The organism is Pseudomonas sp. 34 E 7, from assembly GCF_900005715.1.
Lineage (GTDB): Bacteria > Pseudomonadota > Gammaproteobacteria > Pseudomonadales > Pseudomonadaceae > Aquipseudomonas > Aquipseudomonas orientalis_A.
The window spans coordinates 51,100-77,065 of sequence record NZ_CVTX01000187.1 but is presented as its reverse complement, the minus strand read 5'-3'; the positions used below and the strand labels follow the sequence as shown (position 1 = coordinate 77,065).

General features: G+C 62.3%; 22 protein-coding genes. 13 read left to right on the top strand and 9 right to left on the bottom strand.

The features are described from left to right. Both BFP96_RS26105 and BFP96_RS26100 read left to right on the top strand, forming a co-directional pair. Positions 1-1,026 (top strand): autotransporter outer membrane beta-barrel domain-containing protein (locus BFP96_RS26105; RefSeq protein ID WP_139113450.1); only part of this gene is annotated, 1,026 nt, incomplete at its 5' end. Between the two features lie 178 nt (positions 1,027-1,204). Then, positions 1,205-2,629 carry a polyurethane esterase gene (locus BFP96_RS26100; RefSeq protein ID WP_065937291.1) on the top strand — a complete coding sequence of 475 codons (1,425 nt, stop codon included), beginning with the start codon at positions 1,205-1,207 and terminating at the stop codon, positions 2,627-2,629. Between the two features lie 147 nt (positions 2,630-2,776). Here BFP96_RS26100 and BFP96_RS26095 read toward each other — a convergent pair whose 3' ends face one another. Beyond that, complete coding sequence (locus BFP96_RS26095) at positions 2,777-3,001, bottom strand: YgdI/YgdR family lipoprotein (RefSeq protein WP_057722473.1); 225 nt, start codon at positions 2,999-3,001, stop codon at positions 2,777-2,779. Positions 3,002-3,189: 188 nt separating this feature from the next. Between BFP96_RS26095 and BFP96_RS26090 the strand changes: the two genes are divergently transcribed. Next, positions 3,190-4,836 (top strand): VRR-NUC domain-containing protein, encoded by a 1,647-nt coding sequence (locus tag BFP96_RS26090; protein WP_065937290.1) that lies wholly within the window; start codon positions 3,190-3,192, stop codon positions 4,834-4,836. Further along, the gene (locus tag BFP96_RS26085; protein ID WP_065937289.1) at positions 4,833-7,091 is read left to right on the top strand and encodes an ATP-dependent DNA helicase; all 2,259 of its coding nucleotides are present in this window, start codon (positions 4,833-4,835) and stop codon (positions 7,089-7,091) included. The genes BFP96_RS26090 and BFP96_RS26085 overlap by 4 nt, the downstream gene beginning before the upstream one ends. 169 nt (positions 7,092-7,260) lie before the next feature. On the opposite strand, the gene BFP96_RS26080 is transcribed toward BFP96_RS26085, so the two are convergent. Together BFP96_RS26080 and BFP96_RS26075 are read right to left on the bottom strand one after the other, a co-directional pair. Next, the gene (locus BFP96_RS26080) at positions 7,261-8,211 is read right to left on the bottom strand and encodes an alpha-E domain-containing protein (RefSeq protein WP_065893115.1); all 951 of its coding nucleotides are present in this window, start codon (positions 8,209-8,211) and stop codon (positions 7,261-7,263) included. Positions 8,212-8,213: 2 nt separating this feature from the next. Then, on the bottom strand, positions 8,214-9,623 hold the full coding sequence (locus BFP96_RS26075) for a circularly permuted type 2 ATP-grasp protein (RefSeq protein ID WP_065893116.1): 1,410 nt from the start codon (positions 9,621-9,623) through the stop codon (positions 8,214-8,216). Between the two features lie 428 nt (positions 9,624-10,051). Between BFP96_RS26075 and BFP96_RS26070 the strand changes: the two genes are divergently transcribed. The 3 genes from BFP96_RS26070 (at position 10,052) to BFP96_RS31485 (ending at position 11,041) form a co-directional block, all read left to right on the top strand. Beyond that, on the top strand, positions 10,052-10,597 hold the full coding sequence (locus BFP96_RS26070; protein WP_065893129.1) for a hypothetical protein: 546 nt from the start codon (positions 10,052-10,054) through the stop codon (positions 10,595-10,597). Between the two features lie 85 nt (positions 10,598-10,682). Then, positions 10,683-10,895: a hypothetical protein gene (locus BFP96_RS26065; RefSeq protein ID WP_065893117.1), complete on the top strand. Its 213-nt coding sequence runs from the start codon at positions 10,683-10,685 to the stop codon at positions 10,893-10,895. An 11-nt stretch (positions 10,896-10,906) separates the two neighbouring features. Then, positions 10,907-11,041, top strand: a complete 135-nt coding sequence (locus BFP96_RS31485; RefSeq protein ID WP_256095198.1) for a hypothetical protein — start codon at positions 10,907-10,909, stop codon at positions 11,039-11,041. 21 nt (positions 11,042-11,062) lie between these two features. On the opposite strand, the gene BFP96_RS26060 is transcribed toward BFP96_RS31485, so the two are convergent. The 4 genes from BFP96_RS26060 to BFP96_RS26045 all read right to left on the bottom strand — a co-directional run bounded on the left by BFP96_RS26060 (position 11,063) and on the right by BFP96_RS26045 (position 15,484). Next, the gene (locus BFP96_RS26060) at positions 11,063-12,409 is read right to left on the bottom strand and encodes a cation:proton antiporter (protein WP_065937288.1); all 1,347 of its coding nucleotides are present in this window, start codon (positions 12,407-12,409) and stop codon (positions 11,063-11,065) included. A gap of 103 nt (positions 12,410-12,512) precedes the next feature. Beyond that, positions 12,513-13,766: an EAL domain-containing response regulator gene (locus tag BFP96_RS26055; RefSeq protein ID WP_065937287.1), complete on the bottom strand. Its 1,254-nt coding sequence runs from the start codon at positions 13,764-13,766 to the stop codon at positions 12,513-12,515. A gap of 9 nt (positions 13,767-13,775) precedes the next feature. Next, complete coding sequence (locus BFP96_RS26050; RefSeq protein ID WP_065888128.1) at positions 13,776-14,159, bottom strand: response regulator; 384 nt, start codon at positions 14,157-14,159, stop codon at positions 13,776-13,778. Further along, the gene (locus BFP96_RS26045) at positions 14,144-15,484 is read right to left on the bottom strand and encodes a sensor histidine kinase (protein WP_065937295.1); all 1,341 of its coding nucleotides are present in this window, start codon (positions 15,482-15,484) and stop codon (positions 14,144-14,146) included. The genes BFP96_RS26050 and BFP96_RS26045 overlap by 16 nt, the downstream gene beginning before the upstream one ends. Before the next feature lie 315 nt (positions 15,485-15,799). Here BFP96_RS26045 and BFP96_RS26040 point away from each other — a divergent pair, with 315 nt between their 5' ends. Genes BFP96_RS26040 through xylB form a run of 5 tightly spaced genes read left to right on the top strand, consistent with a single transcriptional unit; the run spans position 15,800 to position 21,769 of the window. Then, positions 15,800-17,332, top strand: a complete 1,533-nt coding sequence (locus BFP96_RS26040; RefSeq protein WP_065937286.1) for a sugar ABC transporter ATP-binding protein — start codon at positions 15,800-15,802, stop codon at positions 17,330-17,332. Beyond that, a complete protein-coding gene (locus BFP96_RS26035) occupies positions 17,325-18,305 on the top strand; it encodes an ABC transporter permease subunit (RefSeq protein ID WP_065888130.1) in 981 nt (326 codons plus the stop codon). Before BFP96_RS26040 ends, BFP96_RS26035 begins: the two co-directional genes overlap by 8 nt. 36 nt (positions 18,306-18,341) lie before the next feature. Beyond that, complete coding sequence (locus tag BFP96_RS26030) at positions 18,342-19,274, top strand: ABC transporter substrate-binding protein (protein ID WP_065937285.1); 933 nt, start codon at positions 18,342-18,344, stop codon at positions 19,272-19,274. 25 nt (positions 19,275-19,299) lie between these two features. Beyond that, complete coding sequence (locus BFP96_RS26025; RefSeq protein WP_065897418.1) at positions 19,300-20,292, top strand: LacI family DNA-binding transcriptional regulator; 993 nt, start codon at positions 19,300-19,302, stop codon at positions 20,290-20,292. A 16-nt stretch (positions 20,293-20,308) separates the two neighbouring features. Then, entirely contained in the window at positions 20,309-21,769 is a 1,461-nt protein-coding gene (gene xylB / locus BFP96_RS26020) for a xylulokinase (protein WP_065937284.1), read from the top strand. 844 nt (positions 21,770-22,613) lie between these two features. Here xylB and BFP96_RS26015 read toward each other — a convergent pair. Further along, entirely contained in the window at positions 22,614-23,054 is a 441-nt protein-coding gene (locus tag BFP96_RS26015; RefSeq protein ID WP_057722456.1) for an Lrp/AsnC family transcriptional regulator, read from the bottom strand. 109 nt (positions 23,055-23,163) lie between these two features. Here BFP96_RS26015 and BFP96_RS26010 point away from each other — a divergent pair, with 109 nt between their 5' ends. Further along, positions 23,164-24,063, top strand: coding sequence for a DMT family transporter (locus BFP96_RS26010; protein WP_065937283.1), 900 nt, complete (start codon positions 23,164-23,166; stop codon positions 24,061-24,063). Between the two features lie 96 nt (positions 24,064-24,159). Here the strand turns inward: BFP96_RS26010 and BFP96_RS26005 are convergent. Continuing rightward, positions 24,160-25,966 (bottom strand): peptidase U32 family protein (locus BFP96_RS26005; protein ID WP_256549195.1); only part of this gene is annotated, 1,807 nt, incomplete at its 5' end.

The following is a 25,966-nucleotide window of genomic DNA, read 5'->3' as shown; positions in this document are numbered from 1 at the left end:
GGCAACGGCGTGTATGAAAGCCTGCTGCTGGCCCCGACGGCGGCCTCGGCACAGGGCGCGTTCCAGCAACTGAGTGGCGAAGTCTATCCAGCCCTGGAGACTGCATTGGTCAATGACAGCCGCTACGTGCGCGAAGCGGTCGGCGAGCGCCTGCGCAACGGTGAAATGGGCGCGACCAGCCAGGCCATCGACAGCCGTGGCAATGTGTGGGTAAAAGCGCTGGGGGCCTGGGGCAAGACCGACAGCCGCAGCGACACGGCCGGCTACACCACGTCCATCGGCGGCATGCTGGCCGGCGTGGACGGTGCCCTCGACGACGCAACGCGCATCGGCCTGGTGGCCGGCTACAGCGATACGTCGCTGAACATGGGCAGCGACACCCATAGTCGTGCCTCGGTCGACAGCTACCACTTCGGCGCCTATGCCGGGCATGAAATCGGCGCCTGGCGCCTGAGTGGCGGCGCAACCTACAGCTGGCACCGCGCCGATGTGAAGCGTGACCTGCAATACGGCGACGTCAGCGGCAAGCAGAAAGCCAAGGTCGATGCCCACAGCACCCAGGTGTTCACCGAGGCGGCGTACCGCATCAACCTGCAACCCCTGGCGCTTGAGCCATTCGCCAACCTGGCCTACGTGCACCTGGACACCGACAGCTTTAAAGAGAAGGGCGATGCCGCTGCGCTGAAAAGTGGCGACGACAGCCGCGACCTGGTGCTGAGCACCCTGGGTGTGCGCGCCTTGAAAACCTTCAACGTCAATGATCATCAGCAACTGGAAGTGTCCGGGACCCTGGGCTGGCAGCACAACCTGAGCAGCACAGACGCCGAGCAGCACCTGGCGTTTGCCTCCGGCGGCCCTTCGTTCGCGGTGGAAAGCGCGCCGATGGTGCGCGATGCCGCCCTGGTCGGGGCACGGGTGAGCCTGGCCCTGAGCAAGGATGCGCGGGTGAACTTCGACTACAACGGTTTGCTGGCCAGCAAGGAGAAAGTGCATGGCGTCGGTTTGAGCCTGGACTGGGCGTTCTGATGCGATAAAAACCACTGTAGGAGCGAGCTTGCTCGCGAAAAACTCAAGTGCGGCGCGGTTGTTCAGGTAGAGCGCGTCATCGTTGACGATCTTCGCGAGCAAGCTCGCTCCTGCAGGTGGTAATGGACAAAAGGTGTTTTCGCTTTCTCGACAAATCCAACAACAGAGAGGCACTGCCATGGGTATCTTTGACTATAAAAACCTCGGGACCGAGGGCTCCAAGACGTTGTTCGCCGATGCGATGGCGATCACGCTGTATGCGTATCACAACCTGGATAATGGCTACGCCGTGGGGTATCAGCACAACGGCCTGGGCCTGGGTTTACCGGCCACGCTGGTGCAGGCCCTGCTGGGCAGTACCGACTCCCAAGGGGTCATTCCCGGCATTCCATGGAACCCGGACTCGGAAAAAGCCGCCCTCGACGCGGTGCAGCAAGCCGGCTGGACGCCGATCAGCGCCAGCAGCCTCGGCTACACCGGCAAGGTCGACGCCCGGGGGACGTTTTTCGGCGAAAAGCCCGGCTACACCACGGCCCAGGTCGAAGTGCTGGGCAAGTACGATGACGCAGGCAAATTGCTGGAAATCGGTATCGGTTTTCGCGGCACGTCCGGGCCGCGGGAACACCTGATCAGCGATTCAATCGGCGATGTCATCAGCGACCTGCTCGCCGCGTTCGGTCCCAAGGACTACGCGAAAAACTACGTCGGCGAAGCCTTCGGCGGCTTGCTCAAGAACGTTGCCGAGTTTGCCGGTGCCCACGGCCTCAGCGGCCAGGATGTGCTGGTCAGCGGTCACAGCCTCGGAGGGCTGGCGGTCAACAGCATGGCCGACTTGAGCGACAGCAAATGGTCGGGCTTCTACAAGGACGCCAACTATGTGGCCTATGCCTCGCCAACCCAGAGTGGCGGTGACAAGGTGCTGAACGTGGGCTACGAAAATGACCCGGTGTTCCGTGCGCTGGATGGCGCATCGTTCAACCTGTCGTCCCTGGGCGTGCACGACAAACCCCATGAGTCCACCACCGACAATATCGTCAGCTTCAACGACCACTACGCGTCATCGCTGTGGAACGTGCTGCCGTTTTCCATCCTCAACCTGCCGACCTGGGTGTCACACTTGCCCACCGGCTACGGCGATGGCATGACGCGCATTCTCGACTCCGGCTTCTATGAGCAGATGACCCGCGACTCCACAGTGATCGTCGCCAATCTGTCCGACCCCGCGCGGGCCACCACCTGGGTGCAAGACCTCAACCGTAATGCCGAGGCGCACAAGGGCGACACATTCATCATCGGCAGTCACGGCGACGACCTGATCCAGGGCGGCAAGGGCGCGGACTTTATCGAGGGCGGCAAAGGCAATGACACGATCCGCGACAGCAGCGGGCATAACACCTTCCTGTTCAGCGGGCACTTTGGCAATGATCGCGTGGTGGGCTACCAGGCGACGGACAAGCTGGTTTTCACGGACGTGCAGGGCAGCGCGGATTATCGCGATCATGCCAAGCTGGTCGGCGGGGATACCGTGATCAGCTTCGGCGCCGACTCGGTGACGCTGGTGGGGGTGAGCAGTGTGTCGGGGGAGGGGATTATGATCGGCTGACTATTGGAACGCGGTTAAAACTGTGGGAGGGGCGGTGCGACGATTCGACTTGCCCCCGATAGCGGTGGGTCAGCTACCTATAAGCAGGCTGATACACCGCTATCGGGGGCAAGCCCCCTCCCACATTTGATATAGGCCAGCCTGAAATTATTGTTCCTTGCGCACCGTCGCCACATCATCGGCCTTGATACGAATACGCTTGCCGGCGATGTCGGTGAATTCGTAGAAGCCGTCGGCGGTCTTGGCGTTGGGTGTGTCCTTGGTCAGATACTGTGTGCCGTTTTGCAACGTGACCACCGTTTGCGTGGAGCAACCGGCCAATACCAGAAAAGTGAGTGCAACCAGCGGAAGACCCAAATTCTTCATGTTCATTACCCTTACCTTTAACCCTGAAAAGTCCCGCAGCGTCTGGCTGCGAGGCATAAATGTTACGCGATCAGCTCCCTCATCTGATCGCTTTTTTTCAAAAAGTTGCAGGCGCCATTTATCTATTACTGATTGCAACAAACCGTTTGCAGCGTCACTCTGTATGCATAACCAGTAGTTGACCGCGTTGTGCCATGAGCCACCCCCTCGAAGACCCCTTGTATTACCTGCACAACTTCCGCCAAGTGCTGATGTGGTTGGAGCAGCGCTATGCCGATCTGCTCGACCCGGACGAATTGCAGTTCATTCAGCAATTCGACAGGTTGCCCCAGGCGTCACAAGCGTTATTGGTGCGCATGGTCATGCGCAAGGGCGTGCATTTTCGTGGGGCAAAGCTCAACTACCTGGAAATCGGCTGCCCGCATGCGGCCATGCAACCACTGCTGGCGTCCGGTTGGGTCGAGGACCAATGCCAGTTGGGCTTTGAAGAGCTGTTCGGCGTGCTGCAAAAAGGCGAGCTGCTCGCGGCGTTCAAGCCCTGGATCGAGCACCCCAGGGGCCGCAAAACCGACTGGCTGGCGCCATTGGCGGCGCAGTTCAATGAAAGCCGCAGCTTTGCCCTTTGGTGCCCCGACCTGCAAGACGTGCTCTACAGCCTGACGGTGATGCCGTTGTGCGACCGCCTGCGCCTGATGTTTTTCGGCAACCTGTATCAGGACTGGTCGGAGTTCGTGCTGGCGGACCTGGGCATCTACACCTACGAGAAGGTCGCGTTCTGCGCCGAGTCCCGAGGGTTGCGCAGCCGCGCCGACGTCGAGGGCTTTTTGTTCCTGCACCAGTGCCAGCAGGCTTTTGATGCGGGCCAGGCGCTGGAAACGGTGTTGGCGCACATTGCCACGCTGCACACCGACAACCCCTGGCTGGAAAAACGCCGCGCCAAATTGCTGTTCCAGATCGGCCAATACTGCGAGCGCAGCGCTGAGTTGAGCGTGGCCGAGCAGATCTATCGTGGCTGCGCCTATCCCGGCGCGCGTGCGCGGCTGATCCGCGTGCTGGAGCGCCAGGAGGCCTATGCACAGGCCCTGGCGTTGGCCGTGGCGGCGCAACAGGCACCGCAAAGCGCCGCCGAGCAGCAACACCTGCTGCGCGTAGTGCCGCGTCTGCGGCGCAAGCTGGGTGAGCCGAAAGTGCCCAAGGCCAAGCCGCGAGTCGTCACGCGCCTGGACCTGGCACTGACGCCGCCGCAACCGCTGATGTCGGTGGAATATTGTGTGCAGGCCCACCTGAGCGAGCCGGACGCGCCGGTGCATTACGTGGAAAACGGCCTGATCAATTCGCTGTTCGGCCTGCTGTGCTGGGACGTGATCTTCGCGCCGCTGCCGGGCGCGTTTTTCCACCCGTTCCAGCGCGGGCCTGCCGACTTGCACAGTGAGGACTTTCATCAGCGCCGAACCGAGTTATTCAGCACGTGCTTTGAGCAACTGCGGGACGAGCGCTACAAGACCACCATTCGCCAGCGTTACGTGGACAAATGGGGCATTCAATCGCCCTTTGTGTTCTGGAACCTGCTCAGCGAAGAGCTGCTTGAGCAGGCACTGACGTGTCTGCCGGCCGAACACTTGCGCTACTGGTTCGAGCGGCTGCTGCTGGATATCCGTGCCAACCGCACCGGGATGCCCGACCTGATCCAGTTCTGGCCGGCGCAGAAGACCTACCGCATGATCGAGGTCAAGGGCCCTGGCGACCGCCTGCAGGACAACCAACTGCGCTGGCTGGAGTTCTGCGGCGAGTACCAGATGCCGGTCACGGTCTGCTATGTGCGCTGGGCAGAGCCCGCTTGAGCTACAGCGTCGCGGTGCGCGCGTTGTGCGAATTCACCGCCAAGGTCGGTGACCTGGACCTGCGCTTTACCCCGTCGCCCAGTGCCCAGGAAGGCATCGTCGGCCATCGCACGGTGGCGTCGCGGCGCAGCACGCATTACCAGAACGAAGTCGCGCTCGAGGGCGAGTACGAGCAACTCAAGGTGCGGGGCAGGGCGGACGGCTATGACCCGGACAGCAACCGCCTCGAAGAGGTAAAAACCTATCGCGGCGACCTTAAGGCGCAGCCGGCCAACCATCGGCAATTGCATTGGGCCCAGGTCAAGGTCTATGGCTGGCTGATGTGCCAGAAACTGGGGCTCGATGAGATCGAGCTGGCGCTGGTGTATTTCGATATCGTCGGCGAGGGCGAGACCCTGCTCAAGCAGCGCGTTGCCGCGCCGGACCTTGAGCGCTTCTTCAACCAGCAATGCGCGCTGTTTCTTGACTGGGCCCACCAGCAGATGCAACACCGTGAGGCGCGCAACCGTGACGCGCAAGGCCTGGCGTTTCCCCATGCCGAGTTTCGCAGCGGCCAGCGTTCGCTGGCCGAATCGGTGTACAAGGCGGTCAGCACCGGCCGTTGCCTGATGGCCCAGGCGCCGACCGGCATCGGCAAGACCGTCGGCACGCTGTTTCCGATGCTCAAGGCCCTGGCGCCGCAGCAGTTGGACAAGGTGTTTTTCCTCACCGCCAAGACCCCGGGCCGCAAGCTGGCGCTGGATGCCGCCCAGGTCCTTTACGACAGCAGCCCCGAGCTGTCCCTGCAGGTGCTGGAACTGGTGGCCCGGGACAAGGCCTGCGAGCACCTGGACAAAGCCTGCCACGGCGACTCGTGCCCGCTGGCCAGGGGCTTTTACGATCGCTTGCCCGCCGCCCGCCAGGCGGCAGCCAGGGTGCGGCTGCTCGATCAGCGTCACCTGCGGGAGGTGGCCCTGGCCCACGACGTCTGCCCGTATTACCTGAGCCAGGAAATGGCGCGCTGGACCGACGTGGTGGTTGCCGACTACAACTACTATTTCGACTTCGGCGCCATGCTCTTCGGGCTTGCGCAGCTCAATCAGTGGCGCGTCGCGGTGCTGGTCGACGAGGCGCATAACCTGGTCGAGCGCGCGCGTTCGATGTACAGCGCCAGCCTCGACCAGTACAGCCTCAAGACGCTGCGCGACAGCGCCCCCGAGCCGCTGAAAAAGCCCTTGCAGCGCCTGAACCGTGAGTGGAATGCGCTGCACAAGGACCAACTGGCGCCGTATCAGGCATACGCGGCCAAACCCGACAAGCTGCTCCAGGCCCTGAGCCAGTGTGCCAGCGCCATGGGCGACTATTTCAACGACCACCCCGAAGCCCTCAGTGGCGACTTGCAGGCCTTTTACTTTGAGGCGCTGCAATTTAACAAGGTGGCCGAGCTGTTCAATGAACACTTCATCTTCGATATCAGCAAACGCCAGTTCAGCGCCAAGCGCAGCAGCTCGACCCTGTGCCTGCGCAACGTGGTGCCGGCCGAGTTCATTCGCCCCAGGTTGACAGCCGCGCGCAGCAGCGTGCTGTTTTCCGCGACCCTCAGTCCCCGCCACTACTACGCCGACTTGCTCGGGTTGCCGCCGGACACCGCCTGGGTCGACGTCGAATCGCCGTTCAAGGCCGAGCAACTGCAGGTGAGCATCGTCGACCGCATCTCCACGCGGTTCGTGCACCGCCAGGCGTCGCTGGAACCCATCGTGGAACTGATCGCCCGGCAGTTCGCCACGCAGCCGGGCAACTACCTGGCGTTTTTCTCCAGCTTCGATTACCTGCAACAAGTCGCGCAGCTGCTGGCCGAGCGGCACCCGCAGATTGCGCTGTGGCTGCAGTCGCGGGGCATGGCCGAAGCTGAACGCCAGGCCTTTCTGGACCAGTTCACCCCGCACAGCCAGGGCGTGGGCTTTGCTGTACTGGGTGGCGCCTTTGGCGAAGGCATCGACTTGCCCGGTGCGCGCCTGATCGGCGCGTTCATCGCCACCCTGGGCCTGCCGCAGCTCAATCCGGTGAATGAACAGATGAAAGCGCGCATGGGCGCGATCTTCGGCGCGGGCTATGACTACACCTATTTGTATCCCGGTATCCAGAAAGTGGTGCAGGCGGCGGGGAGGGTGATCCGCAGTCAGCACGACCGCGGTGTGGTGATGTTGATCGATGATCGCTTTGGTGAGACGCGGGTGAGGCAGTTGCTGCCCAAATGGTGGTCGCCAACGACCTGAGGGACTCACCGCCATTCAAATGTGGGAGGGCTTGCCCTGATACCCGCTGTAGGAGCGAGCTTGCTCGCGAAAAACTCACAGGCACCGCGTTCATTCAGGAAGCACGCGTTATCGTTGACGTTTTTCGCGAGCAAGCTCGCTCCTACAGACGGCGGTACTGGGTTGAGTGTCAGACCACTTCCAGGTAGGAGCTTTGTATCGCCCGTGCCAGTTCGCGCACGGTGTCGATAAAGTCGGTCAGCCGGGTGTGCAGCCCGTCTTCCAGAATCTCATCGATCCCGGTGTACCGCAGGCGTGCCTCGAATTCGGCGGCCAGGCGCTGCGCCGTGCGGCCGTAACTGCCGGGCAGGTCGGCGAGGATGTGGCTCAGTTCCTCGATGCACGCATGCAGTGAACGCGGCACGTCGCTGCGCAACAGCAGCAGCTCGGACACCGAGCGGGCGTTCAAGGCATTCGGGTACAGCTCGGTATAGGCTTCGAACGAGGACAGCGCGCGCAACAGGGCGCTCCACTGGTAATAGCCGCGTGCCGACACGTCGCTGACTTCTTCGGACTCTTCACCAAACATCTCATAGCGCGCATCCAGCAGGCGCAGGGTGTTGTCCGCACGTTCGACGAAGGTGCCCAGGCGAATGAATCGATAGGCGTCATTGCGCATGATGGTGCCGGAGGTTGCGCCGCGAAACAGGTGCGAGCGTTGCTTGACCCAGTCACAGAAATGGCTGATGCCATGCCGCGCCAGGCCGCCGGCGGCGATGCTGCGCATTTCCAGCCAGGTGGCGTTGAGGTTTTCCCACATGTCGGCGGTGATGCGTCCGCGCACGGCATGGGCATTGCCCCTGGCAGCGCGCAGGCAGTTGTAGATACTGGCCGGGTTTTCTTCATCCAGGGCGAAAAAGTGCAGCATGCGCCCGGCGTCCAGCTGCTGATGGCGCTCAAGGTAACTGTCCAACGTGCCGCTGCTGAGCAGCGACATCGCCAGTTCATCGAGCCCATCGCTGCGCCCGGCCTGGGGCATCAACGACAGCGAATAACTGACTTCCAGCATGCGCGCCAGGTTCTCGGCGCGCTCAAGATAGCGGGACATCCAATACAGATCTGCGGCGGTTCTACTCAACATACTCAGCCCTCCACCACCCAGGTGTCCTTGGTTCCGCCGCCTTGCGACGAGTTGACGATCAGCGAGCCTTCCTTGAGCGCTACACGGGTCAGGCCGCCGGGCACCAGGCGGGTTTCCTTGCCCGAGAGCACGAACGGGCGCAGGTCGATATGCCGCGGCGCGATGCCGTTTTCGACGAAGGTCGGGCAGGTGGACAGGCTCAGGGTCGGTTGCGCGATATAGGCATGGGGACGCGCCTTGATGCGCTGGCGAAAGTCCTCGATCTCGGCAGCGCTGGAAGCCGGGCCCACCAGCATGCCGTAGCCGCCCGAGCCCTGGGTTTCCTTGACCACCAGTTGCGCAAGGTTGGCCAGCACATGGGACAGTTCATCCGGCTTGCGGCACTGGAAGGTCGGGACGTTCTGCAGGATGGGTTCTTCATCCAGGTAAAAACGGATCATGGCCGGCACATAGGGGTAGATCGACTTGTCGTCGGCCACGCCGGTGCCGATGGCGTTGGCCAGTACCACGTTGCCCGCGCAATAGGCGGCCACCAGGCCGGGCACGCCGAGCATCGAGTCGGGGTTGAACGCCTGCGGATCGAGGAAGGCGTCATCGATGCGCCGGTAGATCACATCAACCGCCTTGGGGCCGTCGGTGGTGCGCATGAATACCTTGAGTTCGTGCACGAACAGGTCGGCGCCTTCCACCAGCTCCACGCCCATTTCCCGAGCCAGGAAGGCATGCTCGAAGAAGGCGCTGTTGAAGCGCCCTGGGGTGAGGACCACCACGTTGGGGTTGTCCAGGCGGCTGGCGCTTTTCAGGGTCTTGAGCAGCAGGTTGGGGTAGTGGTCCACCGGCGCGATGCGCTGCCTGGCGAACACTTCCGGGAACAGGCGCATCATCATCTTGCGGTCTTCGAGCATGTAGCTGACGCCGCTGGGGGTGCGCAGGTTGTCTTCGAGTACGTAGTAGGTGCCGTCGCCGTCGCGCACCAGGTCGACGCCGGAGATGTGCGAGTAAATGTCGCGGTGCAGGTCCAGCCCGACCATCGACTTCTGATAGCCCTCATTGCCCAGCACCTGGTCTGCCGGGATGATGCCGGCCTTGATGATGCGCTGGTCGTGGTAGATATCGGCGAGAAACATGTTCAACGCGGTGACCCGCTGGATACAGCCGCGCTCGATCACGCTCCATTCGCTGGCGGGAATGCTGCGCGGGATGATGTCGAAGGGGATCAGGCGTTCGGTGTCTTGCTCGTCGCCGTACAGGGTGAAGGTGATCCCGGCGCGGTGGAACAGCAAATCCGCTTCACGGCGACGCTGGGCCAGCAGTTCCGGCGGCGTATTGGCCAGCCAGCGGGAGAAATCCTGATAATGCGCACGGCAGGCGCCGTCTGCATCATTCATTTCATCGAAGAAAGATCGAGCCATTCCAGTACCTTGTCAGTGCCCAGCCTTGCTTGGTTGGCAGCTTGCTTGGGTGGCACTGCCGCTAAAAACGCTTTTCTTATGAGCCTGTGGCTAAGGGTGCCAACAGGCCTGGTCCTTACTTTCTTATGGAGTCGGCTCTGGGTCGGGGGGTAACGAATGCTCCTGTTTACCGGCGGATGAATGGATTAAGCAAGGCTTGTGCCGGAAACGGCAGTCACTACCGGTAAATCCTCTGTAGGAGCGAGCTTGCTCGCGAAGAACGCACGGGTAATGGGTTCAACCAGACTGGCGCGTCATCGTTGAAGATCTTCGCGAGCAAGCTCGCTCCTACGGGGGGCGGGGGGTGCTCTGATTTGGTGCGCGACGAACTTGAACTTCACCCAGGTCCGCTTCTTCTAATGAGCCTTGAAACCGGATGGAGCCGCATCGTGCCCAGAATCATTTCGCCCAACACCCCGGAAGCGGCGTTGACCGACCACAGCGAGCACAACGCCAAGATCTTCGGTTCGCCCAAGGATCGCCTCGACTTCTATCGTCGCGAGATCCAGTACGAAACCAGCATCCTGGCCAACCGCACCGACGCCTACCTCACCGCCCAGTCATTCCTGGTGATTGCCTTCGTCTCCGGCATGGGCAATCTGAACCCGGAGTGGGGCAAGTTGTTCACCCTGGTGGTGCCGGCGATTCTCGCCGCCCTGGGCATTCTCAGCTCACTCAACGCCTGGCCCGGCATCCGCGCCGCGTACGAGATCATCGATCACTGGCACTACAAGCAAAGCGAGTTGCTGCGCAGTGAGCCGGTGATGGGCCTGGCCTATGACGAGTCGCCGCTGTTTTCCGAAATGGAGTCCACCCACAAGGGCTATCGCAAGTCCCTGCTGTTCTCCATGCGCGCGCCGTGGTTGTTCATGGGGTTCTGGCTGGTGTTGGGCATTTATGCCTTTTACATCCAGGTCGACAACCCATTGCGCTGAGCAATCGGACGGAACTTCACCCGTTAACCCAGCGCCTTAGCTTTACGGGGTACAGATTCCCCGCAAGCCTGCAATGAGGTGCGCCATGACCACAGATCACGATCCCCAGACCACTGACCGCAACGACCCGGCGATCGACGCCGGCAAGCCGGCCCCCGGCACCGCCGCCGATGCACCCAAGGACCCGACCCCGGCCAGCGACCCGGATGCCCAGGAAAACGACTACAGTCCGGACTTCAAGCCTGATCCTGAGCAAAAGTCTGAAACCGATGCCGATATCGATACCCAGGGCGGTTAGAGGAGACAGTCATGTCAAAAGAACTGGACGAAGAACTCAACGATCCGGGCAATGAAGACCCGGGCTCATTGATGGACGATGCCGAGGTGCCGCTCAACGATCTGGATGAAGCGGCGGACGTCGGCAATACCGAAGATCAGCACTGATCCGGCGGCGCGCCCCAGGTTTCACTGTTTCTGCGCGGTGCGCCGTTCGTACCACACCAGCATCGGCTGAGTGCTCAAACCATGCACCATGATGCTCAACGCAATCACCGAAAGCGTTAGGTTCACCGCCACGGCGCTGCTGGTACCGATCAGCCCGTGGTTGAGGGCGTAGAACAGGTAGTAGATGCTGCCGATTCCGCGAATGCCGAACCAACTGACCAGGCTGCGTTGGCGACGGTCCATCAGGCTGCCCCACGGCATGGCGAACACGCTGAGCGGGCGAATCACGCAAAACAGCAGCGCGGCCAGCGCCAGTGCGCGCCAATCCCAATGGCTGACCAGCACAATGCCCAGCACGGTCACCAGGAACACTTCCATGGAACGCTCCACCAGGCTGCCGAAGGCGAGCATGTCGCCCATCATTACGCCGGCCGCGATTTGCGTATCCTGCAATTGACTCACATCGCCATGCAGGGCCTGTTCAGGCTCGATCTCCAGGTGACCCACCACCGGTTGCGCCAGATGCTCGGCGGGTGTCTGGGCGTAACCGGTGGACTTGAACTCGGCCTGGCGCAGCCCCAGGCCCGCCGCGAATACCGACAGGAAGCCATAACCACCGATGGCTTCAGCGCTGACATAGGCCAGGGCGATCAGCGCCAGGGTCAGGTAGTCATTGGGTGACAAGGTGCTGTCGGCATTGATCAGGCGCAGGCGCAAGGTCAAACGACCGATGCCACGCCCCATCCAGTACCCCGTCAACAGCCCGGCCGGGACTGCCCACAGCAGGTTTTTCAGCACCCAGCCACCGAACCAGTCGCCATCGAAACCGCCATGCTGCATGAACAGCAGGCCGAAGATCACAAAGGGAAACGCGGTGCCGTCGTTCAAGCCGGCTTCGCCGGACAGGCCGAAACGCAGGGGGTCGTAGTCCTGGGCATTATTGACCTGAACCAGGCCGGCCAGTACCGGGTCGGTGGGCGCCAGCATCGCGCCCACCAACAGCGACACGCCCCACGACAGCTGGAACAGGTAATGCAGCGCCAGGCAGGCGCCGAAGATGGTCAGCAGCATCACCGGCCCGGCCATGCCAAAGGCGATGCGCCAGGTGCGGTGCCTGAGCGGCAGGCGCAGTTTCAAGCCGCTGACGAACAGCGAAAACAGCACCGCGACTTCAGTCAGGTGCTCCATCCAGCGGGCTGAGCCCTTGATGTCCAGGTCCAGCAGGTCCACACCCAGCGGGCCGATGGCGACGCCCAACAGCAGGCACACCGCCGAGGTGGTCACCGGCATCCAGCGCAGGTAGGAGGACGTGAGGGCGAGGGTCAGCAATACGGCGCCCAGTACGGCCAACCATAGAATAAATGTCATCGAACTAGCACCGGGGGCCGTGGTTTGTGCAGGTTTTGAGGGCCGCGGCAGGGTTCAGGTTCAATGTGATTGCATCGCGTTGCCACTCAAGCCGGCGACGGTTTCATGCTGATTTGATCCGATCCTGCAACAAGCGCTCCAGCGTCTCCACCGGCAATGGTCGGCTGAACAGATAGCCCTGGATCTGATCGCAGCCGGCTTCTTTCAGGAAGGCCAGCTGCGCCTGGGTTTCCACCCCTTCGGCGACGACGCGCAGCTTCAAGCTGTGAGCCAGTTCGATGATCGTGCGGGTAATCGCCGCATCCTGCGGGTTGGTGGTGACTTCGCGGATAAATGCGATGTCGATCTTCAACGTGTCGATGGGGAAGCGACGCAGGTACGCCAGGCTCGAGTAACCGGTGCCGAAATCGTCGATGGCGATCTTCACGCCCATGGCGCGCAGGCGTTGCAGGGCGGCGATGGTGTGTTCAGTGTTTTCCATCAGCGAGCCTTCGGTGAGTTCCACCTCCAGCCAGTGGGCGTCAACGCCGGTTTGGACCAGGATGTGCTCGATGTCGGCAATCAGGTCGCCCTCGATCAACTGATGCCCCGAGACGTTGACCGACACTTCAATCGCACCGAGGCCGTTCAATTGCCAGGCGGCGATCTGTTGGCACACGCTCTCGATCACACAGCGCCCCACGGGCACGATCAGCCCGAGGTTTTCCAGGATCGGCACGAACACCGCCGGCGATACCGCGCCATACCCTGGCCGATCCCAGCGCAGCAAGACTTCCAGGCCGCAGACTTCGCCGTTGGCCAGTTCGACCTTGGGCTGGTAGTGCAGGGCAAACGCGTGTTGTTCGACCGCCTCGCGCAGGTCGTTCTCCAGGTCTTGCCGGGCCAGGTCGTGCACGTTCATCTGGGTGTGATCGCTGCCGCGTTGTTGCAATTGCTGCTCCAGCCTCAGGCTGTGTTGTTTGAGCTCATCGCCATGGGCCTTGAGCCGCAGCAGGTTGCGCACCCGCAGCCACAGTTCGACGCGTTCGACCGGCTTGCTGATGAACTCCTCGGCGCCGGTTTCCAGGCCGCTGACCCGCGCGCTGGATTCGCTCAAGGCCGAGAGCATGATGATCGGGATGTTCGCCGTGACGGGGTTGGACTTGAGCTGGGTGGCCACTTCGTAGCCGTCCATGCCGGGCATCATGATGTCCAGCAGGATCAGGTCGGGCGGCTGCTGCGCCACCAACTGCAAGGCTTCTTCGCCGTTGCTCGCGCTCAGGGTCTGGTAACCCTCATGCTGCAGCAGGGTTTCCAGGAGTTTGCGGACCTGGGGTTCATCGTCAACGATCAACAGGGTTGCGGGTGAGCTGGCCATGGAGAGAACTCATGCGGGAGGTGTGATGGTCGGGTTCAGCAGGGTGTCGATCACCTGGTACAGCTCCTTGTAGCGCAGGGGCTTGGTGACGTAGGCGTCGCAACCGGCCAGGCGGGTTTTTTCCCGATCTTCCTTCATGGCCATGGCGGTGAGAGCAATCACCGGGATGTGCGCGGTGAGCGGGTCTTGCTTGAGCAAGCGGGTCGCGGCCAGGCCGTCCATGCCTGGCAACTGGATGTCCATCAGAATCAGCGCCGGTTGTTGTACGCGGGCCAGGGTCAGCCCGCTTTCGGCATCCGCCGCCCACTGCACGTTGTGCCCGGCGCTCACCAGCAGCAGGCGCGCCAGGCGCATATTCGCTTCGTTGTCTTCGATGATCAGGATATCGGCCATGCGGCCTCCGGAATGCGGTGCAGCGGCAGCCACACCACGAAACGCGCGCCCAGGCCTTCGCGGCTGGCCACGGCCACGCTGCCGCCGTGCAGTTCGGTCAACTGCTTGACCATCGCCAGCCCCAGGCCGGTGCCTTCGAATTTGCGCGCCAGGCTGCTGTCGATCTGGCTGAAGGACTTGAACAACTTGCCCATGTCATCCGGGGCGATGCCGATACCGGTGTCGCTCACGCTCAGCTCGAGGAATGCCGGGTGACTGCCGGGCGGCAGGGCAAAACCCTGCACCGGCCAATCGCCGGGGACCCGGCCGACCTGGTCACGCCCGACTTCACGCACCACCAGGGTCACGGTGCTGCCGTGCTCACTGAACTTCACCGCATTGGCCAGCAGGTTGTAGACGATCTGCTTGGTCTTGCGCAGGTCCAGTTGCAGCCAGCCAAAATCCTGCGGGTTGTCCAGCGTCAACTGGATGCGCTGCAGGGCGGCCTTTTCACGCACGATCAACAGGCTGTTGGCCAACAGGCCGGCCAGTTCCACGGGTTCCAGTTCGAGGTCCATCATCCCGGCCTCGACCTTGGACAGGTCGAGGATGTCGTTGATCAACGCCAGCAGATGCTGGCCGCTGGTGAAGATATCGCCGATGTATTCGCGCTGGATCTCGCTCATGTCGCCCACCAGCCCGTCCTTGAGCGCCTCGGAAAAACCGATCACCGCGTTCAGCGGTGTGCGCAGTTCATGGGACATGGTGGCGAGAAATTCCGACTTCATGTGGTTGGCATGCTCCAACTCCAGGTTCTTTTCTTCCAGGGCGCGTTCGAAGCCTTTGCGCTCGGCTTCTTCCTGCTTGCGCGCGGTGTTGTCGGTGCCGATCAGCAGGTAACCGATGATCGTGTCATGGCGGTTGCGCAGCGCCGTTACCGAAACCATGGCCGACAAGCGACTGCCGTCCTTGCGGATGTAGGTCAGCTCGTAGATGTCTTCGATGCCGCGGGAGGCCTTGAAGACCAGGGCTTCGAACCCCGGCGTGATCGGCGTATCGAGCTCCAGGCTCAGAGCGGCGGCGCGGGTAATCAGTTCGGCCGGGTCGGAGATGTCGGCGGGGGTGATGCGGTTGAGCACATCGGCGGCGGCGTAACCGAGCATGCGTTCGGCGCCGACGTTGAAGATCTGGATCACGCCCTTTTCGTCAGTGGCGATGCTGGAGAAATAGGCGCTGTTGAAGATCGCATCCTGCAGCGCACCGGTCTTGAGCAAGGTTTTCTGGCGCTTGAACTCGACGATTTTTTCGGCGCGTGATTGGGGCGGGTCGGGTAGGGGGGTGTCCATTGCCAGGTAATCCGTGAACGTCAGGCCTGCCATCGGCACAGGGCGATGGCGCAGAACATGTTCACAGAAGACCGCGCGAACGCGACGATGAGGACATGAGTTTGTTGGACAATAGCAGAGATTGTGGCGTTTTGATGGCCGAGGCCGGCCTTTTGACGCAATAGCGTCCGCATTTCAATGATTTACGTGTTTCTTCGCTGATGAAACGTTTCACCTTGCGGATAATTGGCAACGCAAGCGCTTGCGTAAGCAAATGTATCTAAACTAGAGTCGGCAGCACTCGACAACAAAAACAATAAATCCAGGAGCTCATCCATGAGCCTTGAACCCTTGCTTGAGATGCAGGGCATCAGCAAAACCTTCAACGGTTTGCGCGTGCTCAAAAGTGTCGGCCTGAAGGTCTACCCCGGCGAAATTCACGCCTTGATGGGGGAGAACGGCGCCGGCAAGTCCACGCTGATGAAAATCCTCTCCGGCGCCTATCAAGCCGATCCCGGCGGCGTTATCCGCATTGACGGCCAACCCGTCGCCAGCTTCACTCCCGCCACCGCCAAGGCCCTGGGCATCGCCGTGATCTACCAGGAACTGAGCCTGTGCCCGAACCTGAGCGTGGCCGAGAATATCTACCTGGGCCGCGAACTGCGCCGAGGCTGGACCATCGACCGCAAGGGCATGCAGGCCGGTTGCGTGGAGGTGCTGCAACGCCTGGGCGCCGAATTCACCGGCTCTACCCAGGTCAGCAGCCTGTCGATTGCCGAGCGCCAGTTGGTCGAAATCGCCCGTGCCCTGCATGCCCACGCCAGGATCCTGGTAATGGACGAACCGACCACGCCGCTGTCGTCCCGTGAAACCGACCGTCTGTTCGCGCTGATCAAACAGCTGCGCAGCCAGGGCCTGGCAATCATCTACATCAGCCATCGCATGGCCGAAATCTACGAGCTGTCGGACCGCGTCTCGGTGCTGCGCGACGGCCAATACATCGGCGAGTTGACCCGTGCGGCGCTGTCGGCCGACGTGCTGGTGAAAATGATGGTGGGTCGCGACCTGTCCGGCTTCTACAAGAAAGAACACGCTGCCTATAACCCCGGCAACGTGGTGATGCGCGTGCGCGACATGGCCGATGGCAAGCGCGTGCGCCACTGCAGTTTCGATCTGCATGCCGGTGAAGTGCTGGGCATTGCCGGGCTGGTGGGGGCAGGGCGCACGGAGCTGGCACGGCTGATCTTCGGCGCCGACCCGCGCACCAGCGGCACCCTGGAAGTGGTGGGCAAGACGCTGACGCAACTGCGCACCCCGGCGGACGCCATTGGTGCCGGCGTGGTGTACCTCACCGAAGACCGCAAGGCCCAGGGCCTGTTCCTGGACATGAGCGTGGCCGACAACATCAATGTGTGCGCCTGCGTGCCGGATGCGCGGGCCGGTGGCGTGCTCGATCGCGCCCATGGCGCACAGCGCGCCAATGACGCGATCAAGTCGCTGTCGATTCGCGTGGCCTCGGGCAAGGTCACTGTGGGCGCGCTGTCCGGCGGCAACCAGCAGAAGGTGTTGCTGGCGCGGCTGCTGGAGGTCAAGCCCCATGTACTGATCCTGGATGAGCCCACCCGTGGCGTGGACATCGGCTCCAAATCCGAGATTTACCGCATCATCAATCAATTGGCCCAGGCGGGTGTCGGCATTGTGGTGATCTCCAGCGAACTGCCGGAAATCATCGGCACCTGCGACCGTGTGCTGATCATGCGCGAAGGCCAGTTGGTGGCTGAAGTCGGCGGGGCCTCCGGTCACGTCATCTCCCAGGAACGTATTATCGACCTCGCCACCGGTGGCGATCAGGTGGCTGCCAATGGCTGAATTCAATAGCGCAACAACCGTGGGCAAGGCGGAACGCGTGCGTGAGCTGATGCGCACGGTGGGCATGTTGCCGGTGCTGGTGTTGCTGCTGGTGGGCTTCGCCCTGGCCAGCGAGAACTTCATGACCCTGCAGAACCTGTCGATCATCACCCAGCAGGCCTCGGTGAATGTGGTGCTGGCGGCCGGCATGACCTTCGTGATTCTTACGGCGGGCATCGACCTGTCGGTGGGCGCGATCCTGGCGGCGTCGGCGGTGGTGGCTTTGCAGGCGTCGATGTCGCCGCAGTTCGGCATGTTCGGCATCGCCGCCGGGATTGGCTTTGGCCTGTTGCTGGGCTTGGTCAACGGTGGGTTGATCGCCTTCATGCGGTTGCCGCCGTTCATCGTCACCCTCGGCGCGCTCACCGCCATGCGCGGCCTGGCAAGGCTTTTGGCCGACGACAAGACCGTGTTCAACCCCGACTTGCCGTTTGCCTTCATCGGCAATGACTCGATCCTAGGTGTGCCCTGGCTGGTGGTGATTGCCGTGGCGGTGGTGGCGCTGTCGTGGTTCATCCTGCGTCGCACGGTGATGGGCGTGCAGATCTATTCGGTGGGTGGCAACCCGGAAGCGGCGCGACTGTCGGGGATCAAGGTGTGGAAGGTGCTGTTGTTCGTCTACGCCATGTCCGGCGCGCTGGCCGGGCTCGGCGCGGTGATGAGCGCCTCGCGCCTGTTCGCCGCCAACGGCCTGCAACTGGGGCAGTCCTATGAACTGGATGCGATTGCCGCCGTGATTCTCGGTGGCACCAGCTTTACCGGCGGCGTCGGCACCATCGGCGGCACCCTGATCGGTGCGCTGATCATTGCGGTGCTCACCAATGGCCTGGTGCTGCTGGGGGTGTCGGATATCTGGCAGTACATCATCAAGGGCATCGTGATCATCGGCGCGGTGGCGCTGGATCGCTATCGCCAGTCCGGCGCGCGTACCTGAGTTGGCTCATACAACAATCACAAGAGAGAGACCCGCATGAACGTCAAACGTATTTTCCCGCTGATTGCCTTGGCTGCCCTGATGTCCCAGGCCGTGCAAGCCCGTGAACTCAAGGCCCTGGGCATCAGCATGGGTTCGCTGGGCAACCCGTATTTCGTCACGCTGGCCGATGGCGCCACGGCGCGGGCCAAGGCGTTGAACCCCAACGTCAAGGTCACTTCGGTGTCGGCCGACTATGACTTGAGCAAGCAGTTTTCGCAGATCGACAACTTTATTTCCTCCAAGGTCGACCTGATCCTGATCAATGCCGTCGACCCGTCCGCCATGGCCTCGGCGATCAAGAAAGCGCGGGATGCCGGGATTGTCGTGGTGGCGGTGGATGTGGATGCCAAGGGCGTGAACGCCACGGTGCAGACCGACAACGTCGAAGCCGGCAAGCTGGCCTGCCAATACCTGGTGGATAAACTCTCGGGCAAAGGCAATGTGATTATCCAGAACGGCCCGCAAGTGACCGCCGTGACCGACCGCGTCAAAGGCTGCAAGGCCGCGCTGGCCACCGCGCCGGATATCAAGCTGCTGTCCGACGATCAGGACGCCAAGGGCTCGCGCGAAGGCGGCCTGAACGCGATGCAGGGTTACCTTACGCGCTTCCCGAAAATCGACGGGCTGTTCGCGATCAACGACCCGCAAGCCATTGGCAGCGACCTGGCGGCCAAGCAACTCAAGCGCAGCGGCATCATTATCACCTCGGTGGACGGCGCGCCGGATATCGAAAACGCGCTGAAGACCGACACCCAGATCCAGGCCTCCGCCAGCCAGGACCCGTGGGCCATGGCCCAGACCGCCGTGGACGTGGGCAATGACCTGCTCAACGACAAAGCTCCCTCGCAAGCGGTGACCTTGCTCACGCCCAAGCTGATCACCCGCGACAACGTGGGCAGCTACAGCGGCTGGTCGAGCAAACACTGAAGTCTTGACCCGAGGGGATAGCGCCATGGTCACCATGGATGACGTGGCACGCAGGGCCGGGGTGTCGACATCGACGGTGTCCCATGTGCTCAACGGTACGCGCAAGGTCAGCCCGGCCACGGTGCAGGCGGTGCAACAGGCGATCCAGGTGCTGGGCTACGCGCCCAACACCCTGGCGCGTTCACTGGCGCGGTCGAGCACCAATACGATTGGCGTGGCGATCTCGGCGCTGTCCAACCATTACTTCAGCGAGACCGTGCACGCGATTGAAACCGCGTGTGCCAGGCACGGCTACATGATGCTGTTCGTCGACACCCACGACGACCCGGAGCAGGAATTGCGGGTCGTCACCGCGCTGCATCAGCGGCGGGTCGACGGCATTGTGCTGGCGCCGTCGAACGGCTCGCTGGCCCTGGATTACCTACGCGCCAATGCAATTCCCGCGGTGCTGGTGGATCGCATGATGAGTGAGCAGTTCGATCAGGTCGGGGTGGAGAATGCGCAGCCGACCCAGGCCCTTATTGAACACCTGATTGCCCATGGGCATCGCCGTATTGCTTTCATTGCTGGGCGTGCCGGGTTCAGTACCACGGATGAGCGTGTGGCCGGGTACAAAGCTGCGTTGCAGGCGGCGGGGCTGGTGTTTGATCCGCAGTTGCTGGTCAATGGCGGCTCCAACACCGAGCCGGCACGCCAGGCCACCGTGCAGTTGCTGAGCCTGGCCGCGCCGCCGACCGCCATCATGGCCGGCAACAACCTGATGACCCTGGGCGCCATGCAGGCTCTGCGTGACGCCCACATCGATGTGCCGGAGCAAATGGCCCTGGTCGGGTTCGATGATTTCGAATGGGCGGATTTTTTCCTGCCGCGCCTGAGCCTGATCGCACAGCCGGTGCAGGCCCTCGGCGCACGTGCGGTGGACTTATTGCTGCAACGCATGGCTTCTCCCAGCTCGCCGCCCCAGAGCGTACGACTGGCGCCGACCCTGCAATTACGTAATTCCTGCGGCTGTGATTGATTGGAATAACCCACGTATGAACGGTCCTGTTTCCCTCGGTATTGATCTTGGCACCTCTGAACTCAAGGCCATCCTCATGGATCTCGACGGCAGGGTGCTGGCCCATGCCGGCGTGCGCTTGAGCGTATCGCGTCGCCATGAAGGCTGGTCCGAACAGGCGCCCCAAGACTGGTGGCACGCGTGTTTACAGGCGCTGGAACAGCTGCGCGAGCATGCGGCGTTTGCCCGTGTGGCCTGTATCGGCCTGTCGGGGCAGATGCACGGCGCGGTATTGCTCGGGGATGACAACCGCGTGTTGTACCCGGCCATCCTGTGGGACGACTCACGCGCGGTAGTACAGGCGCAGCAACTGGGCGTCGAGCATGCCGAGGTCACGGGCAGCTTGCCGATGGCCGGGTTGACCGCGCCCAAGCTCCTATGGCTGCAACAGCATGAGCCCGAGGTGTTCAACGCGATTGATTGCGTGCTGTCGCCCAAGGATTACCTGCGCCTGTGCCTGAGTGGCGAGCGCATCAGCGAGATGTCGGATGCCGCCGGCACCCTGTGGCTGAATGTGGCGCAGCGTGAATGGTTTACCCCGATGCTGCGCGCCACCGGCCTGGCGCCTGCGCAAATGCCCAGGCTGGTGGAGGGCGGCAGCGCGAGTGCCTGTGTAACGGCGGTCGGGCTCGGCTTGTCGCCGCAGGTGGTCATCGCCGGTGGCGGCGGGGATAACCCGGCGGCGGCGGTGGGTATCGGTGCAATCAATGCCGGTGACGGCTTTATCACCCTGGGCACCAGCGCGGCGATTGTCGCGATTACCGACCACGCCGCCGGCAACCCGGCCAGTGCGGTGCACAGCTTCTGCCACGCGCTGCCCGAGCGCTGGTACACCATGGGCGCGATGTTGGCCGGTGCCAGTTGCCTGCGCTGGGTAACACGCCTGACGGGCCTGCCGGATGAGCAAACGCTGTTGGACCAGGTGCAGGCACAATTGCCCATCGAGCAGGGGGTACCGTTGTCCACGCCGTTGTTCCTGCCGTACCTGGCGGGTGAGCGCACGCCCCATAACGACCCCTTGCTGCGCGGCGGCTTCATGGGCCTCGGCCACGACTGCACGCCGGCGATGCTCGGCTACGCGGTGATGGAAGGCGTGGGTTTCGGCCTGCTCGACGCCTGGCGCGCGGTGCAATCGACCGGTGCCGAGGTCGAGTCCTTTGCGCTCGTAGGCGGAGGGGCGCGCAGTGAGTATTGGGCGCAATTGCTGGCCAATATTCTGCAAAGGGAAGTGTTTACGTTGCACGGCAGCGAATTGAGTGCGTGCATTGGGGCGGCGAAATTGGGGTATATGGCCATCGGGCAGGGCGCGGATCTGCTGGCGGCGGGTATGCCGGTGAAGATGCGGTATGTGCCTGATGAGCGGCATCAGCCTGTGTTGGCGGCGCGCTATCGCAAATTCCAGGGGTTGCTCGCGGCAGCGAAAGCCCTTCAGGACTGAATCCACGACTGGAGCAGAACTAATGTGGGAGGGGACTTGCTCCCGATGGCAGTGTGTCAGTCTCAGATATGCTGACTGACACTCCGCTATCGGGGGCAAGCCCCCTCCCACATTTGGATCGCAGCGCATCAGATTAGATAGCTGTCGGCTGTGAGACTGCCAACTGCAGCGCCACAGCTCAGGAGCCATACCGCAATTTACTGTGGGAGGGGGCTTGCCCCCGATAGCAGTGTGTCAGTCTCCGATGTGTTGACTGACACTCCGCCATCGGGAGCAAGCCCCCTCCCACATTTGGATCGCAGCGCATCAGATTAGATAGCTGTCGGCTGTGAGACCGCCAGCAGCAGCGCCACAGGTCCGGAGCCATAGCGCAATTTACTGTGGGAGGGGGCTTGCCCCCGATGGCAGTGTGTCAGTCTCCGATGTGCTGACTGACACTCCGCTATCGGGGGCAAGCCCCCTCCCACATTTGGATCGCAGCGCATCAGTTAGATAGCTGTCGGCTGTGAGACTGCCAGCAGCAGCGCCATAGGTCCGGAGCCTTAGCGCAATTTACTGTGGGAGGGGGCTTGCCCCCGATAGCAGTGTGTCAGTCTCCGATGTGCTGACTGACACTCCGCTATCGGGGGCAAGCCCCCTCCCACATTTGGATCGCAGCGCATCAGTTAGATAGCTGTCGGCTGTGAGACTGCCAGCAGCAGCGCCATAGGTCCGGAGCCTTAGCGCAATTTACTGTGGGAGGAGGCTTGCCCCCGATGGCAGTGTGTCAGTCTCCGATGTGCTGATTGACACTCCGCGATCGGGGGCAAGCCCCCTCCCACAGGTTTGTGCGGTGTGCCGTCGGTCAGTCGGTCAACGGCGGCAACCGCCGCTTCACCGGGGTTTTCTTGACGATGGCGGTGTTGGTTTCGGCGTACCCGTTGATTCGGTCCAACAGGCTGTCCAACTGATCCATGGTGCGCACATGCAGGCGGGCGATGAAGCAGTCTTCGCCGGTGACTTTGTCGCATTCAGTGAATTCGGGAATCGCCTGGATCTGGCGTTCCACTTCCTGCAACTTGCCGGGCAGGGGACGGATGCGCACGATGGCTTGCAGCAGGTAACCGAAGTGTTTGGGGTCGATGTCGACGGTGTAGTGGGTCAGCACGCCGCGTTCCTCCAAGCGTCGCAAGCGTTCGCCGACACTCGGCGAAGACAGCCCGGTAATGCCGGCCAGGGCCTTGAGGGACAGGCGTGAGTCATCCATCAAAGCGGCGATCAGTTGCTGGTCGATGGTATCAATCATGGATTTTGCCTAATAAATGAAGGTGATTCGAGGCTGCGGCCTTTTTTAGTCGCTGGAGCGGCTATGTGTCAGATTGCCATAATTGAGCCTCACTTGAGGAGCGTCAATTATGGATACCGCTGTCCGTCGCGGAATGTGGGAAATGATCGCCGCCATGCTGATTTCCGGCACCATCGGCTGGTTTGTACTGGTGTCCGGCGTGTCGGTGATCGAGGTGGTGTTCTGGCGCTGCGTTATCGGTGCGCTGGCGTTGTTGCTGGTGTGCGCCTGGTTCGGTTACCTGAGGCTGGACCTGCTCAGTTGGGCCAGGTTCGGGCTGGCCGTGCTCAGTGGCGTGGCCATTGTGGGCAACTGGTTGCTGCTGTTCGAATCCTACTCGCGCGCTTCAATCGCTATCAGTACGGCGGTGTACAACGTGCAACCGTTCATGTTGGTGATGCTGGCGGCGGTGTTTCTCGGTGAGCCGATCACCCTGCGCAAAATCACCTGGCTGAGCGTGGCGTTTCTGGGCATGTTGGCTATTGTCACGGCCCATGGTGCGCAGCCAGGCGGCGGCGACTATCTGGCAGGCGTCGCACTGGCCCTGGGCGCGGCTTTTTTGTACGCGGTCGCCGCGCTGATCATCAAGCGGCTCAAGGCGGTGCCGCCGCATTTGATGGCGTTGATCCAGGTGACCACCGGTGCCGTGCTGCTGGCGCCGCTGGTGCCCTGGGACAGTTTGCCCGCGTCGACCGATGCCTGGGCGGCGCTGGCGACCCTGGGTCTGGTGCACACGGGGTTGATGTATGTGTTGTTGTACGGGGCGATACAGAAGCTGCCGACCGCAATGACCGGCGCGTTGTCGTTCATCTACCCGATTGCGGCGATTTTCGTCGACTGGATCGCGTTCGGGCATCGCCTTGGGTGGCTGCAATGGCTGGGTGTGGCGGCGATTCTGCTGGCGGCGGCGGGGTTGCAGCGGGGCTGGTGGTGGCCCCGTAACCTCGGTAGGAGCGAGGGGGGCGCCTAGTTCTTGCTCGCGAAGAACGTTAACGATAACGCAGCGCATCGGGTTAACACGCGGCGTCCTTACGTTTTTCGCGAGCAAGCTCGCTCCTACAGAAGGTCAGTGCGTGCCCTGAAAGATGATGTTTTCCGGGTTGAAATGCTCCACGGCGCTGCCCGGCTGCGGCAATCCGAGGATATGCCCCTTGATCTTGCCGACCACGTGCATTTCGCACGGTTTGCAGTCGAACTTCAGCGTCAGGACCTCGTCGCCATGGATCAACTGCATCGGTGCCACTTTGGTTTTCACGCCCGTCACACCCTTGGCCTGTTTGGGGCACAGGTTGAACGAGAACCGCAGGCAGTGCTTGGTGATCATCACCGGCACTTCGCCGGTTTCTTCGTGGGCTTCGAAGGCCGCATCGATCAGCTTCACCCCGTGACGGTGGTAGAAGTCGCGGGCTTTCTGGTTGTAGACGTTGGCCAGGAACGACAGGTGCGCATCCGGGTAAACCGGCGGCGGCGAGGTCTCGGCCTTGCGCCCGACACGCGGGTGCGCGGCCACGCGAGCGGCGGTCAGTGCCTCGATCACTTCACGACGCAGCGCCTTGAGTTGCGAGTTGGGGATGAAGAACGCCTGCGGCGCGTCCAGCTCGATGCGGGTGGCGTGGTACTCGGTGGTGCCGAGCTGGCCCAGCAGGTCGCGCAGGGTATCCAGGGCCTGTTCCGGCTTGTTGGCCACGCCGAACGGGCCGGGCAGGGTGACACTGGCGCTGATGCCTTCTTCGCTGGTGGCGGTGACGTCCAACTGTGCTTCACGCAGGCGCGCCACCCAGGACAGGCCGATACGGCGCTCGGCCGAGGTCTTGAGCAGTGCCTGTTGCCAGTTATGGTCCAGGTTGCGGTTGAGCGGGTGGTTCGGGCGCAGTTGATGCAGGCCGGCGGGCATTTCGTTGGGTTCGACGCGGTAGCGATAGCGCTTCTCGCCGTCTTCCTCGAATTCGCCCTTGGGTTCTGCGATGTTGGCGCGAAACCCCACCACTTCACGCTTGACCAGCACATTCAGGCCGTCGCCGTTGGACAGCGGCTCGTGGGTGACCACTTGCAAGTCGCGCTTGCCGGCCTTTTCCACCACACCTACCGGCAGGCCGGTGAAGGTTGGCGTATCGAAGGCACCGATATCGATCTTGCGGTCGCTGACAAAGTAGTCGGTACTGCCACGGTGGAAGGTTTTTTCCGGATCGGGCAGGAAGAAGTGCGCGGTACGCCCGCTGGAAGCGCGAGCCAGGTCCGGGCGGTCTTCGAGGATTTCGTCCAGGCGCTGGCGGTAGTAGGCGGTGATGTTCTTCACATAGCCCATGTCCTTGTAGCGGCCTTCGATCTTGAACGAACGCACGCCGGCTTCGACCAGCGCGCGCAGGTTGGCGCTCTGGTTGTTGTCCTTCATCGACAGCAGGTGTTTTTCAAAGGCCACGACGCGGCCCTGATCGTCTTTCAAGGTGTACGGCAGGCGGCACGCCTGGGAGCAGTCGCCGCGGTTGGCGCTGCGGCCGTTCTGCGCGTGGGAGATATTGCACTGCCCGGAGAACGCCACGCACAGGGCGCCATGGATGAAGAACTCGATGGCGGCGTCGGTCTCATCGGCGATGGCGCGGATCTCTTGCAGGTTCAGCTCGCGGGCCAGCACCAACTGCGAGAAACCGGCCTGGTCGAGAAACTTTGCCCGGCCCAGGGTGCGAATATCGGTCTGGGTGCTGGCGTGCAGCTCGATGGGCGGAATATCCAGCTCCATCACGCCCAGGTCTTGCACGATCAGCGCATCCACACCGGCGTCATAGAGTTGGTGGATCAGCTTGCGGGCCGGCTCCAGTTCGTTGTCATGCAGGATAGTGTTGAGGGTGGTGAACACGCGGGCATGGTAACGGCGG